Source organism: Gloeocapsopsis sp. IPPAS B-1203, assembly GCF_002749975.1.
Lineage (GTDB): Bacteria > Cyanobacteriota > Cyanobacteriia > Cyanobacteriales > Chroococcidiopsidaceae > Gloeocapsopsis.
Genome location: NZ_PEIG01000004.1, coordinates 191,335 through 205,228, shown reverse-complemented (window position 1 = coordinate 205,228; position 13,894 = coordinate 191,335). Strand labels below are relative to the sequence as shown.

At 40.6% G+C, this 13,894-nt stretch carries 16 protein-coding genes; 8 read left to right on the top strand and 8 right to left on the bottom strand.

Going from position 1 to position 13,894, the window contains the following annotated elements; genetic code table 11:
• The first annotated feature begins 3 nt into the window (after positions 1–3).
• From CSQ79_RS09010 to CSQ79_RS09000, 3 genes are all read left to right on the top strand, one after another.
• Positions 4–732: a metal ABC transporter ATP-binding protein gene (locus CSQ79_RS09010; RefSeq protein ID WP_099700858.1), complete on the top strand. Its 729-nt coding sequence runs from the start codon at positions 4–6 to the stop codon at positions 730–732.
• The gene (locus CSQ79_RS09005) at positions 729–1,556 is read left to right on the top strand and encodes a metal ABC transporter permease (RefSeq protein ID WP_099700857.1); all 828 of its coding nucleotides are present in this window, start codon (positions 729–731) and stop codon (positions 1,554–1,556) included. Before CSQ79_RS09010 ends, CSQ79_RS09005 begins: the two co-directional genes overlap by 4 nt.
• Positions 1,557–1,726: 170 nt before the next feature.
• Complete coding sequence (locus CSQ79_RS09000) at positions 1,727–2,146, top strand: tetratricopeptide repeat protein (protein WP_289500943.1); 420 nt, start codon at positions 1,727–1,729, stop codon at positions 2,144–2,146.
• Positions 2,147–2,238: 92 nt separating this feature from the next.
• Here CSQ79_RS09000 and CSQ79_RS08995 read toward each other — a convergent pair whose 3' ends face one another.
• On the bottom strand, positions 2,239–2,493 hold the full coding sequence (locus CSQ79_RS08995) for a hypothetical protein (protein ID WP_099700855.1): 255 nt from the start codon (positions 2,491–2,493) through the stop codon (positions 2,239–2,241).
• 310 nt (positions 2,494–2,803) lie between these two features.
• Here CSQ79_RS08995 and CSQ79_RS08990 point away from each other — a divergent pair, with 310 nt between their 5' ends.
• On the top strand, positions 2,804–3,031 hold the full coding sequence (locus CSQ79_RS08990; RefSeq protein WP_099700854.1) for a DUF433 domain-containing protein: 228 nt from the start codon (positions 2,804–2,806) through the stop codon (positions 3,029–3,031).
• Between the two features lie 19 nt (positions 3,032–3,050).
• On the opposite strand, the gene metK is transcribed toward CSQ79_RS08990, so the two are convergent.
• From metK to CSQ79_RS08965, 5 genes are all read right to left on the bottom strand, one after another.
• Positions 3,051–4,235: a methionine adenosyltransferase gene (metK, locus tag CSQ79_RS08985; RefSeq protein WP_099700853.1), complete on the bottom strand. Its 1,185-nt coding sequence runs from the start codon at positions 4,233–4,235 to the stop codon at positions 3,051–3,053.
• A complete protein-coding gene (locus CSQ79_RS08980) occupies positions 4,232–7,141 on the bottom strand; it encodes a cation-translocating P-type ATPase (protein ID WP_099700852.1) in 2,910 nt (969 codons plus the stop codon). The genes metK and CSQ79_RS08980 overlap by 4 nt, the downstream gene beginning before the upstream one ends.
• A 12-nt stretch (positions 7,142–7,153) precedes the next feature.
• On the bottom strand, positions 7,154–7,672 hold the full coding sequence (locus CSQ79_RS08975) for a DUF5132 domain-containing protein (protein WP_099700851.1): 519 nt from the start codon (positions 7,670–7,672) through the stop codon (positions 7,154–7,156).
• 21 nt (positions 7,673–7,693) lie between these two features.
• Positions 7,694–8,050, bottom strand: coding sequence for a hypothetical protein (locus CSQ79_RS08970; protein ID WP_099700850.1), 357 nt, complete (start codon positions 8,048–8,050; stop codon positions 7,694–7,696).
• A 612-nt stretch (positions 8,051–8,662) separates the two neighbouring features.
• Positions 8,663–8,923 (bottom strand): hypothetical protein, encoded by a 261-nt coding sequence (locus CSQ79_RS08965; protein WP_289500938.1) that lies wholly within the window; start codon positions 8,921–8,923, stop codon positions 8,663–8,665.
• A gap of 247 nt (positions 8,924–9,170) precedes the next feature.
• Between CSQ79_RS08965 and CSQ79_RS08960 the strand changes: the two genes are divergently transcribed.
• The gene (locus CSQ79_RS08960) at positions 9,171–9,335 is read left to right on the top strand and encodes a hypothetical protein (RefSeq protein WP_289500936.1); all 165 of its coding nucleotides are present in this window, start codon (positions 9,171–9,173) and stop codon (positions 9,333–9,335) included.
• Positions 9,336–9,471: 136 nt separating this feature from the next.
• On the top strand, positions 9,472–10,698 hold the full coding sequence (gene tnpB / locus CSQ79_RS08955; protein ID WP_099700849.1) for an IS200/IS605 family element RNA-guided endonuclease TnpB: 1,227 nt from the start codon (positions 9,472–9,474) through the stop codon (positions 10,696–10,698).
• A gap of 10 nt (positions 10,699–10,708) precedes the next feature.
• On the opposite strand, the gene CSQ79_RS08950 is transcribed toward tnpB, so the two are convergent.
• Both CSQ79_RS08950 and purN read right to left on the bottom strand, forming a co-directional pair.
• Positions 10,709–10,894, bottom strand: a complete 186-nt coding sequence (locus CSQ79_RS08950) for a hypothetical protein (RefSeq protein WP_099700848.1) — start codon at positions 10,892–10,894, stop codon at positions 10,709–10,711.
• A 304-nt stretch (positions 10,895–11,198) separates the two neighbouring features.
• Positions 11,199–11,855, bottom strand: a complete 657-nt coding sequence (gene purN, locus CSQ79_RS08945) for a phosphoribosylglycinamide formyltransferase (protein WP_099700847.1) — start codon at positions 11,853–11,855, stop codon at positions 11,199–11,201.
• Positions 11,856–11,858: 3 nt separating this feature from the next.
• Here purN and CSQ79_RS08940 point away from each other — a divergent pair, with 3 nt between their 5' ends.
• Positions 11,859–12,764, top strand: a complete 906-nt coding sequence (locus CSQ79_RS08940) for a carbohydrate ABC transporter permease (RefSeq protein WP_099700846.1) — start codon at positions 11,859–11,861, stop codon at positions 12,762–12,764.
• Positions 12,765–12,903: 139 nt separating this feature from the next.
• Complete coding sequence (gene arsM / locus CSQ79_RS08935; protein ID WP_099700845.1) at positions 12,904–13,872, top strand: arsenosugar biosynthesis arsenite methyltransferase ArsM; 969 nt, start codon at positions 12,904–12,906, stop codon at positions 13,870–13,872.
• The last annotated feature ends 22 nt before the right edge of the window (positions 13,873–13,894 follow it).

Sequence of the window (13,894 nt, the reverse complement as noted above, 5' to 3'; positions counted from 1 at the left end):
GTCATGTTAGAGGTTCAGCACTTAGGTGTCAACTACCAAGGAATTTCTGCTGTTGAGGATGTCAGTTTTTGCTTACAACCAGGACAAATTGTTGGCGTGATTGGTCCAAATGGGGCAGGAAAAAGTACGCTAGTCAAGGGCATTTTAGGTTTAGTACCAACAGCGAGTGGTAGAGTGAGGTATAGGGCGCGATCGCTTAAACAGCAATTACACTCAGTTGCCTACGTGCCACAGAGATCGGCGATTGATTGGGACTATCCCATTACTGTAGAGCGTGTTGTCTTAATGGGGCGCACCATGCACACAGGTTGGTTGCGCGAACATAGCCGTCGCTCAAGAGAAATTGCTGCAGCAGCAATGGAACGTGTAGGAATCTCTCATTTACGGCGGCGTTCGATTGGGGAACTTTCAGGAGGACAGCAACAACGGGTATTTTTGGCTCGTACCCTAGCTCAAGAGGCTGAGTTGTTCTTTTTTGACGAACCTTTTGTCGGGATTGATAAAAAGACAGAATCGATTATGTTTGAGGTTTTTGAAGAATTGAAACTTCAAGGAAAAATTTTGTTACTGATTACGCATGATTTAGGAGGTGCATTAGCGCAGTGCGATCGCCTCTTGCTATTGAATCGTAAAATTATTGCTCATGGATCGCTCAAAGAAGTTTTTACAAGTGAAAATATTCAACGTGCTTATGGAGATAGTGTACTACTTTTGAATCAACAAATTATATGAATTGGTTAATTGAACCTTTAACTTTTGAATTTATGCGTCATGCGATCGCCACAGCAGTTTTGCTAGGAGTTTTGTGTGCGGTTGTGGGAACTTATTTAATTGTGCAGCGGATGGGTTTATTAGGAGATGTTATTGCTCATGCTGTTTTACCAGGACTAGCGATCGCTTTTTTCTTTGGCATAGATATTTATCTCGGTGCATTTATTTCTGGAACACTGAGTACGTTTGTCATTACTTGGATTGAATCTCAATCTCGGATTAAAGTTGATGTTGCTATGGCGTTAGTTTTCTCTGGATTTTTAGCATTAGGAATTACTTTAATTACTGTGTTGCAGAGTAAACTTGATTTACATCAATTTCTGTTTGGTGATATTTTAGGAGTAACTGCTACAGATATTTGGCAGACTTTAATTATCACTATTTTTGTTTTAGTTTTAGTCAAGCTTTTTTATAAAGAATTATTATTTTATACTTTTGATCCTTTAGGAGCGCAAGCTATAGGTTTACCTGTACAACTCATTCATTTTGGGTTAAATGCTGCAATTACTTTAACTATTATTGCTAGTATGCAGGCTGTAGGAGTGATACTCGTTGTTTCCCTACTAGTTGGTCCAGGAATCACAGCTTACATGCTTGTCAAAGAACTTCATCACATGATGATAGTAGGTGCAGTTTTTGGAATGATCAGCAGTGTAAGTGGTATGTATCTTAGTTATTACTTGAATATCCCTTCAGGTGCAGCGATAGTCCTGGTTGTCTCAGGGTTGTTTCTGCTTGCTTTGTTGTTTAGCCCTCATCAGGGTATTTTAGCGCAACGCTTTTAGTAAATTCTAGCCGCTTGGTAGAACAGTAATACATTTTTTGTGCGATCGCCATCCCCAATATATTATCGAAAGATTTACAATTGTTACCGTAATTTCTACAGCATGGGAAAGCAACAAATATACTACCTTTAAATTGTGGGCTTATCTGACATACTCATATGGCTGTGATAATGACAAGCTTCGACAAAGCAACACCGATGAATAGTTACCAAGTTTGGTTTGCTAGGGGTGCAGCGTTAGCTAACTCAGGTCACTACTTAGAGGCACTAGCAAACATCAACAAAGCTGTAGCAATTCGAGATGACGATCCTAGCAGTTGGGTATTAAGAGCAGTTGTACTGGTACATTTAGAAAGGTACTCTGAAGCCCTTATCAGTTGCGAGAAAGCCCTAGAACTTGATTTTGAGCATCAAGAAGCATGGTTAATTCGCGGCGCAGCCCTGCATTATTTAGGGCGCTATCAACAGTCATACGTGAGTTATAACAAGGCACTAGGAATCAATCGTCAATCATGGTGGCAAAAAATTACTCAGGTGTGGAACAAGCTGCTTGGTATCCAAGATTCTGAAAGCCTAAAAAATGTAGCTTAAACGTGATTTTTCTTCTCGTAAGCCAAGATAGCCCACAATAGCTACCTTGGCAATGAATAACAGTAAGACTTGTTATCCTAATTAAACTCAAGCTACTTCTGAGAAGACTTATCCTGAGACAAACCTACTTCAGCAGCAGAACGATTCAGCATTGACTGTTGTAACTGCTCTTCTTGCTGGCGTTGCTCAATCATTAATTCCCTAGCTTCTTCTGCGGTGTGACTACCAGGTGGTGTATCAACTTCCGCCTCAGAACGGCTCAACATTGATTGCTGCAAATGCTCCTCATGCTGGCGCTGTTGTGCCATTGCCTCACGAGCTTCTTGTTCAATATGATCCGTATTCATACTGAAACTCCCTCCGTTGACTTCACCTTCAGTTTAAAAAATTAAGGGAAGCTTGGAGCAAAATATAGTTTTTTGTTAATTAAACAGCAACTTACATGCTTACTGATTGATCGTAAAAGTTCTGCAGGGTACTCTAGCAAAGATGAAACTTCTATTGATAGGCTAGTAATTGCTCAAATAAAGCACTCAGATTTTTAGAATTGTTTGATTATGCAGAAAAATGGCTAGGGCAACCTGTTGTTTGCTAAGTTGGTATTAGCGCTACAAGCTTATTGCTGACAGCAGTTCTAATGCTCGAAACTACATCGTTATGGAAGAGGTTAATCGTATTGTCATCGATCCTAACATCTGTCTTGGACAACCTACTATTCGTGGCATGCGAATCACAGTAGCCTTCGTTCTGAAACTTCTAGCAAGTATGTCGATTCAGCAGATTGTTGAGGCGTACCCTGAACTTGAGCATGAGGACATTCAACAAGCTCTTAACTATGCTGCATGGGTAGTCTCAGACCAATTGATTAGTGTTCGTTCTGCATGAATGAACTGAGATTTTAAGTCTACAGTGCCAATGCCGTAACTTTATCGGTTGCTTCCCAGGGTAAATTTATATCTGTTCTGCCGACATGACCGTAGGCAGCAAGTTTTGTATAAAATCCACCTGGGGTGAGTGCAGGGAGATAACGTAATTTAAAGTCTCGCACGATCGCCGCTAAGCGAAAATCAAAATGCTGTTCTAGAAGTGTTGTCAATTCAGTGTCAGAAATTTTGCCTGTACCAAAGGTTTCAACCTGGATGCTGACTGGGCGAGCTAAACCGATAGAATAACTCAGTTGTACTTCACACTCATCTGCCAAATTTGCCGCGACGATATTTTTTGCTGCATATCGTGCCATATATGCACCTATGCGATCAATGCGGATCGGATCTTTACCACTTAAAGCTGCTCCGCTATGCTTAGAGTATTCACCGTAAGTATCAATTGCATTTTTTCTTCCTGTTAATCCAGCGTGGACATAAGGACCACCTGTGATAAATAAACCTTCAGGGTTAATAAAAATTCTCGTTGCAGCATCGGGACGAATCTCTTCATCAGCAAATACCGCATCAATGACTGTTTGACGGATGTCATCTTGTAGTTGTGCTAAATCAGGTAGAATGGTGTCTTGACTAGCAACAATAGTGATACTGTGAATGCGATCGGGTTTGCGATCGCGATATTCTACTCCTACTTGGGTTTTACCATCAGGCGCAAGATAGGGAAGAATGTTTTTGTGATTGACAGTACTTAATTGCTTCGCTAGTTTGTGCGCTAGCCAAATGGGTAATGGCATGAAAGCCGGAGTTTGTTTGCAAGCAAAACCAAAAACTGTGACTTGATTTTTGACCGGAATTTGCTCGATGTCTGCATCAGTTAACTGATCGTCAAAATGATATAGGCGATCGCAGGGCAATTCTTTCAGGCTAGTTAAGATACTACACGTTTTGGCATTAAATGCAGGTTGGTCGTAACCGACTTGTGCAATCACCTGGCGGGCAATATTGGTAAAATCAACATTTGTGTTTGGTTCAAACCTTGCTGCAATAAAGACAATTGCGGTAGAAACCGCACACTCGGTAATCACTCGTGCATAAGGATCTTGTTGCAAAAAACGATCGACAATTGCGTCACTAATGCGATCGCAGAGTTTATCAGGATGTCCCTCAGTGACAGATTCTGAGGTGAACATAAAGTCCTGTTTCATAAATTTGTACCGTGGTGCTTTGTACTTTCATTGACAAATAACGGCAATAATGCACTGCTAACGATGACAATTAAATCCCATCCATCCAATGGTGCAAGCTTTAATAAATTGCGCAATCCAGGGGCTAAAACAACGAACTGTAAAGTCATTGAGCCAGCTAACGCTAGATTTAAATACTGATTAGGGGGGATATGCTCAAAGATGCTATGTTCAGTGCGGCAACTCAAGGAATGCAAAAGTTGTCCTAGTGTTAAGCTCATAAAAGCGATCGTACTTGCCCGCGTTCCGATACCATATCGCGTAACTCCGTAGGCGTAAGCTGCTAAAGTACTGCCAGATAATGTTGTTGATTCAAACAAAATTCTTTGAAAATCGGATGCTTTGATAATTGACTCATCTGGACTACGTGGCGGTGTTTGTAAAACATCAGGTTCCGCAGGTTCTAACGCCAAAGCCAGTGCGGGAAAGATATCTGTGACTAAATTGAGCCAGAGTAATTGTAGTGCATTTAAAGGTTGACCAAAACCTCCTGCTGTGGCGATCGCCATGACCATAATTTCGCTGAGGTTTGTAGCGAGTAAAAAATGGACAGCTTTGCGGATATTGTTGTAAATTGTCCGCCCTTGACTGACTGCAACAATCATTGTTGCGAGATTGTTGTCTTCTAAAATAATATCTGCAACTTCCCGTGCAGAATCGGTTCCTGTTCCCATCGCAACACCAACATTGGCAGCTTTTAAAGCAGGTGCATCGTTAATACCATCACCCGTCATCGCCACCACTTTACCTACTGCTTGTAATGCTTGGACGATTTGCAGTTTATTTGCAGGGCTAATTCGCGCAAAGATATCGACTTTATCACACAAAGCTTGCAGCGCTTCGCGGTCAATGTTAATTAAATCTTGCGCATCTAAAATTTGGATTTGATCGTGACGACTTAACTGTAATTCTTTCCCAATTGCATAAGCTGTAGGAGTTTGATCGCCAGTAATCATGACTGTATCAATTCCTGCTTGATGAAATTGCGTGATTAAATCTTTGACACCATGACGCACCGGATCTGCCATACCGATTAAGCCCAACCAAACCAACTCAGTACTTTCGTATCCGTAAGCAACACCGAGTACTCTTAAAGCTTTACCTGCCATGCGATCATTTTCTAGTGCGATCGCCAGTCGTTCGGCATCAGTAAGCGGGACTCTTTTACCATTATCGAGCCGCCAATGACACAAATCAAGAACTTCTCCAGGGCTACCTTTAACCGCAAAAAGTGGTTGGTGATGCTGATAAAGTTGCGTACTCACGGATGACAGGGCGTCGAGGGAACCTCGACGCAACATCCTCATATAGTTGCGATTTTCTGCACGCGGCTTAGTGTCTACTAAGGGGTATTGTTCGCGGAGTGCTAAAACATCAATACCAGCAGCGATCGCCAGATCAACTAATGCATTCTCGGTTGCTGAACCTGTGACAACATATTCGCCATTATCATCGCGCGTGACGACGCTCTCATTACATAAAACTGCGACTTGAATTAGTTTGAGCGTGTTAGCATCTGTTATATTAAGATGCCCGTCTGCAAGAGAAATTAATTTTGAGTCGGTGTGAATCTCGACAACGGACATTTGATTTTTCGTAATTGTGCCAGTTTTATCCAGGCAAATTTTTTGGACTGCACCTAGGGATTCAACTGCATTCAGACTGCGGACAATGACTTTGTGCTGGCGCATATCTTGGATACCCAGCGCTAAAATTGTTGTTGCGATCGTGGGTAAACCTTCAGGTACAGCAGCAACAGCGAGTGATATTGATGTTTTAAGCATTTGTAGTAAACCGTAGCCTCGCAGCCATCCCGCAGCGAATACGAGAGTGCAAACTCCACTTGCAAGTAGTACGAGTTGCGAACCTACTTCATCGAGTTGTCGCGCTAAAGGTGTTGACTTTACCGGAGTTTCACCAATCATCGCTTGAATTTTACCGATTTCAGTAAACTTACCTGTTGCTACAACAACTCCTAAACCTTGTCCCCCAAGCACTAACGTTCCTTTGTAAGCCATGTTGATGCGATCGCCCAAAGAAATATCAGCAGCAATCAGTGATGCGGTGCTTTTACTCACGCTTAAGCTTTCGCCTGTCAGTGCAGATTCATCGATACTCAGATTTTCTGTTGCTATTAACCTTGCATCAGCGGCGACATAGTTTCCTGCTTTAAGAACTAAAACATCTCCTGGAACAACTTCGGCGGTGTTAATTTCAACGATTTGGCGATCGCGTAAGACGGAAGTTAACGGGCGATCGCGGCTTTTGAGCGAATGAATAATTTTTTCTGACTGACTTTCGGTAATATAACCAATTGCTGCATTAATACCAACAACACCCATAATAACCGCAGCATCTGCAAGTCCTCCAGTCGCCACTGATAACCCTGCTGCAATACACAGTAAACCAACAGGTAATGATTGAAATTGCTCAAGTAAAATGCTCCATTCTGAGCGTGTTACTGTTTCGGGTAAAGTGTTTGTACCGTACTTTTGTAAGTATTGATGAGCAATTACCTGTGTTAATCCAGTATCTGATGTTTGCAACTGTGCTAAAACAGCATCGATGTCGAGTGTATACCAACTACCATTTTGTTGCGGATTGGTACTCAATTCTTGATTGCTTACAGCGTGTGGATTGTAATTTTGTGCAACTTCTACAATTAATTCTTGTACTCGATCGACACTAAGCTGTAACTCAAAGAGAACTAAAATGTTTCCTGTTAAAGTATTTGCAGTAGCACTAATGATGCCTGATTGCTGAGATAGATAAAATTCTAGGTGCTGTTTGAAATCTTCGCAGCGATAAAGCTTGTCAATACGATATCTTGCTCTTCCTGGAACTACTGTGTGTATTGCTTGAATCACGAAAATTGCCTCTTATTCAAGCGATCGCTGTGTTGTTGCTTCATTGAGTTTGATAAAACTATCAAAAGCATACCAAGCTAGAACGTACCAAGGAATTTCTTCAATTTGTAGCCCTTTTGTGAGTAGTTGACGCAAGGCAATCGCGCCTAATCCTAGTGGTAGTAATAATTGTAAATCAGCCATATTATTAGTAGCTTGTCGTACTTGAGTATTGATATCTGTAAATGCATCAATAATGTACTCAGTAGCTCGTGAATTGTGCGTGTTTCCTATCAAGGTTGAATTCGCCTCACTTTCACGTCGGGCAATTAATTCTGTCTTTGCTTCTGCCACTAAATCTGCGATTGTTTCTTCTGTTTGTGCTGTTGCTTCTTGGACTTTCTCTGATAAAATGATTCCCTCTTTAAGAATTGCTTTAGTTACTGGATGATTTAATGTTGCCGCAGCAGGAAAAACAATCGGCGCAAGGATCGCGGCTGTTAATCCAGTAATCATGTCTGAAATTTCAAGATGTAACTCATTTGATGTCATTCATTCACTCCTCATTGTCAATTATCCAAACCAATTAGAAGGGATAGAACCCGAATTTACTTCGGAGGGAATATGGTGATAGACATATTCAGCATATTTATCAACAAGATAATGAATTCCCTCATGAATGTAAGCTTCTCTTTCTTGTTTTTGATCTGGTTTGTAGTACATCTTTTTAAGATCAGTATGCTGCCGTTTTTCATCATCAACAACGACATACTTGCTAAAAACCCTACTCAAAACATAAGCAATTAGTTCTTGACGGAAGTCAGGATTAGAAAAAGCTTGTTGGTATGGATGATGAGGATATTGATTGAGTGCTAGCTCAATTTCTTCTAAGAGAATTGGCAAAGTTAAATTCACAATTGTTTTAGTCATCGGCTGTATTTCTTTGATTTATTGAATAGTTATCCTATTGATTTTTTTGTGTGTCATATTCTACAAAAAACTACTGATGCACCTATGCGTGCTTTGCAGTTCGTTGCAAAAAGATGACACAACTCAAATATGGTTGCTATAAACTTTTTATTGTGTTCTGCTGCTCATTATCTTAATCCTTAAATTTTTCCTCCCTCTGTGCTTAGCATTAAAGAAGCGATTATTGTGCTAACACTTTGAACTTATAAAAACAATTTGAGGAACTTGTGAGCAAGCAATAATTTTGTTGAAATCAGCCCAAAATCCAGCTAATAAGTCAACTTATATAAAATAATATGAACTTATGTGTTTTAAGCTTTAGCTAATATTGGACGTTTCTACCACAACTATGAATTTCTAATAGAAGTATAAAACTTACTTCGCTAAACTCTTCTGAGTTTACGGCAATCAGGGAAACTGCTTAATCAGCACAAAGGCTTTCCTGACAAGCAATTTCCCTCTTCTCGATCTCCTATTTTCTACTCCCCAACACCAAGTTTTACAAAAAATTTAGGAGAACTATTTGTTACATTCAACACTGAAATTTGAAAAGAAGCACCGCCAACTTACTTATTAAGCAACTGCTGAATTATTAGTTATGTTGTTAGCTTGAGAACTCTTATTTTCAAAACTTGAATCCGATTGAGATAAATATTGAACCCAATTTGATATCACATCCTCTACTACTCCTTTATGTTCAGAATTGCTGTCACTTGTTAGCAGCACTTTCAGTGTTGTTGTGTAAACGTTATCAAAGATTTCGTATCCATATCCAATAACTTTACCTATGTGACCTGTATTTTGATGAAAAACATAGTCTCCAATACTAAACATACGATGCCGATCTCCTGATGCCAATACAGATGATACTTTAATTATTCATAGTTCCAAAAGACACAACTTCATCCTTGTAGCGTGTATTAGCTATTCACTAGATAGATTTGTATGTGTCTATAAGTTGTACTCATAAATACAAAAAATGAAGATTGAGAGCAACTTCATTCAGAATCTAAGTTTGAAGATAGGGTATTTCTGCAATCACAGATGGCTAAGTTAAGGTGTATCGACTCATCAGTGGTATATGAGTGAAATTATTGCGCCGCAGCTAAGTATACTCATTCATGACAACGACTATACTGTGTTTAAGTCGCCAGTTGAAGAGTTTATGCAAGCACTAGAAGATGCAGGATTGCGCGATCGCGTGCAGTATCTCAGCCACGGCGAAACTTACAACTTTAATCTGTGAATACTCTCACTGCGATGTAGAACCAAGGTCGATGCACTCAAAAAACTGTTGATGGAAAGGCGACGCACACTCGTGTCTTCTAGACATGAGTTAGTCGCCGATGGTATAATCGAGTATAATAAACACCTTCTTTCAAGTGCAAAAAGCATTTAAAGTTATCCTAATTCCGAGCCGTAACCAAGAAGTCTTAATCAACAAGACTATTGGATGCTCTCGCTTTGTGTACAATCGCTTTTTAGCAAGACGCAAAGAGGTATACGAATCCGAGCAGAAAACTTTAAATTACAGTGGATGCAGTCAGGAATTAACACAACTCAAGAAGGAAATAGAGTGGTTAAAAGAAGTCGATAAGTTCGCCCTTCAAAATTCACTCAGGAATTTGGAGACTGCTTACAAAAACTTTTTTGCCGACTTGAAGAAGCCCAAACAAAAAAGACAGTTTGGTTTCCCTAAGTTTAAAAAGAAGCATGGGTTTAAGCAGTCGTATAAAACCAACTTCACCAACGGCAACATTCAAGTTAGAGAAAACTACCTCAAGCTCCCAAAGTTAGGCTGGTTAAAGTTTCGCAGATCTCAAAACATAGACGGCTCTATTATTAACGTTACCGTCACTCGGACAAAAACAGGCAAGTATATTGCTAGCATCTTGTGCGAAATAGAGGTAGAAAAACATCCTTATGTAGATAAAAGTATTGGGCTGGACTTGGGGATAAAATCATACCTTGTTACCAGTGATTTGAAAGAGATTGAAAACCCTAAGCATTATCGCCAACACTTACGAAAATTACGCAGAGCTAACAAGAAGCTTTCTCATAGCGTTAAAGGAAGCATGAACAGAGCTAAAGCGAAAACCAAACTAGCTCGAATTCACGAACGTATAACGAATGTCAGAGATGACTTTCTGCACAAATTGTCTACTCGTTTAATCAGAGAAAATAACATTATCTGTATTGAAGATTTACGAGTAGCTAACCTGGTAAAAAACCACAAATTAGCACTCAGTATTATGGATGCTAGTTGGTCAAAGTTTGTTGCCATGCTGGAATATAAAGCACTATGGCATGACCGAATTGTGCAGAAAGTTTCTCCGTTTTTCCCCTCGTCTCAAACTTGTAGCTGCTGTGGCTTCATCAACCCAGAAGTCAAGGATTTGAGTATTAGAGAATGGGATTGTCCTGCGTGTAATACTCACCATTTGAGAGATTGCACGGCAGCAGTCAATATTCTTCGTGAGGGATTGAGACTATTAACAGTAGCCGTCGGTGCGCCGGATACTCAAAACGCCTGTGGAGAATCTGTAAGACCTGGGAATACTCAGGCAGGACTCGATGAAGCAGGAATCATGCGACTTATAGTCGTGTGAGGTTCAAATATTACCACTCATGCCTTCTTTTATCGTCAGCCGGTTCTCCTTCAAAGGGCTGAACTCCAGTGGATGGATAGCGATCGTCACTAGGGCTAAAAATTCTACTTACTCCTTCCCAGAGGTAACGAACGAATTGCACAGGAATTTGGAATACAGCTTGCAAAAAAGCTTTAATTTTGTTGCTGGCAAACATATTTCCTCCTATTTGACTTAAGAGATTAGCGGTAGATGATGCATAGGTTATGATTGAGGCAATTTAAGATCATCTGCGATAAGTTCTGCAAGATACTTCAACTTTCTTGCGAATGTAATTTCTGTCTTGTATGTCTTTAGGTTGAATGTGCTATCTTTTGCTGCTTAGCATCTAACTATTGAGTCATTATTGCGAACACTTTAATGATATGAAAACAATTTGAGGAACTTGTGAGCAGATAAAAGAGTATCTAGTCTGATTGGATTGAGTTTTTGGCTTAATTTAGTCTAAGTTACACCAACATTTAATATTGATAGGCAGCTAGTGCGATCGCCTGCGGTAAGATTCGATGTTCTTGAACTTGAATACGCGCATGAAGCGTTTCTGGGGTATCATCAGGTAAAATTGGCACGGCGGCTTGCAGCAAAATCTCACCACTGTCTACTTCAAGACTGACAAAGTGTGCAGTACAGCCCGTAATTTTTACCTTTGCAGCTAATGCTTGTTCAATTGCGCGGACACCTTTAAAGCTGGGTAATAAACTAGGGTGAATGTTAATTATTCGATTGGGGAAAGCATTAATGAGAACTGGGGTGACAATTCGCATCCAACCTGCCATAATTACCCATTCGACATCGTATTCGCGTAAAGTCTTGACAATTTGCGCATCTAAGTCTTCTCTAGAGGCAACGCGGTGATTTAATAATATAGCTGGAATTCCTCGCTCTTGAGCGCGTTGTGCGGCTTTAGCTTCTGGGTTATTGTAAATGAGAACTTGGATGTGAGCATTGAGTTTACCTTGCGCGATCGCCTCAGCAACGGCTGCAAAATTACTCCCATTACCAGAGGCGAGAATTCCTAGTTTTAGGGGGACTTCTAGTGTTATGTCACTTAGAGATACTGAGGGAGAAACCAGACTCACAGTAGAATCAAGGCTAAATTGATTTAAATTACTGGACATCGAATGCAGGGGAAGAAGATAAACACTCCTCGATATAGTAAATCGTGGTTGGACAATCAGGCGATCGCCGCGTGGGTTTTTCTCGCACCAGCAGCGATTATCTTGGGAATATTCTTGCTATACCCAATTGCTTACTTGTTTTATCTCAGCTTTACCACAGGTAGTTTTACCTCAGCAGGTATTCGCTGGGTTGGTTTGAGGAACTACTTGCGTTTACTTCTCACACCTGATTTTTGGCAAGTTCTGGGAAACACAGCCTACTTCACTATTGCCACAGTTATTCCTAGTTTAGTCATTCCTCTAGGGCTAGCCGCACTCCTAAACCGTGCTTTTATCCTACGAGATTTCTTCCGCAGTGCCTATTTTCTTCCCTCCATTACCTCTTTAGTTGCAGCAGGATTAGGATTTCGCTGGTTATTTCAAACGAATGGTCCTATTAACGCTTTTTTAAGTTCTTTTGGAATTGAACCAATTCCTTGGCTAGGAAGTACGGTTTGGGCAATGCCCATTTTAATTTTACTCAGCGTTTGGAAGCAATTAGGTTTCAATATGGTTGTCTTCTTGGCGGGATTACAGGCGATTCCATCAAGTCGCTATGAAGCTGCTGAAATTGACGGGGCTAATGCTTGGCAACAGTTTTGGCATATTACTTTACCAGGATTGCGACCAACTTTGATATTTGCAACTATTACAACTGTTATCTTCACCCTACGAAGTTTTGAGCAAGTTTATGTTGTTACAGGGGGAGGTCCTTTAAATTCGACTAATTTATTGGTTTACTATATATACCAAGAAGCTTTTGCCCAATTTGATTTTGGTTACGCAGCAGCAGCAGCTACGGTACTCTTAGCAGTCGCACTCGTTTTGGTTTATTTACAGTTACGGACTTGGAGTGAAGAGTCGGATTAAGAAATTGGTAACTGGTAACTGGTAATTGGTCATTGGTAAGAATATCTATTATTTATTACCCATTACCGATTACCCATTACCCAACTTAAAGTTGTGGCTGTTCTCGCTAGAATTAAAACGCCGGAACAGTTGAAAGTGCATGACTTATTTAGAAACTGCAGCGCAATTTTACAGTGAAGTTGCGCAAACTCCCCAAGTTGGACTTTGTTGCGTTCAAAGCAGTCCTTTGCAATTTCCAGGACTTCAGATTCCATTGCAAATGCAACAGATGAACTATGGTTGTGGAACCACTGTTCATCCAGCTGAACTTGTGAATCAACCAACAGTACTATATGTTGGTGTAGGTGGTGGTTTAGAAGCACTACAATTTGCCTATTTCTCCCGCCGTCCTGGTGGTGTAATTGCAGTAGAACCTGTTGCAGCGATGCGATCGGCTGCGAAGCAAAATCTAGAAGTTGCTGCACAACAGAATCCTTGGTTCGATCCTAGCTTTGTTGAAATTCGTGAAGGTGATGCTTTCGCTTTACCTATTGCAGATGCTGCGGTTGATGTTGTTGCCCAAAATTGTTTATTCAATATTTTTGCACCAGACGACCTTTCTCAGGCACTCAAAGAAGCTTTTCGGGTATTAAAACCTGGTGGAAGATTGCAAATGAGCGATCCGATCGCTACTCGCCCTATACCGACACATCTACAACAAGATGAGAGATTGCGAGCAATGTGCTTATCCGGCGCACTTACCTACGAACAGTATATTGACAAAATTGTTGATGCTGGCTTTGGTCAAGTAGAAATTCGAGCGCGTCGTCCTTATCGTTTATTAGATCGGGACACATATAATTTGGAAACAGATCTACTCTTAGAAAGTCTCGACTCCGTAGCTTTTAAAGTACCTATTCCCCAAGATGGAGCGTGTATTTTTACAGGTAAAACTGCTATATACTGCGGTCATGAAGAAATGTTTGATGATGCTAATGGTCACATTTTACAACGTGGTGTACCAGCAGTTGTCTGTGATAAAACAGCCACAAAACTTGGCTCTTTATTACAACAACAAGTTATGATTACCAACTCAACATGGCATTATGTTGGCGGTGGCTGTTGCTAAATTATAAAAACGAGCTTAGCAG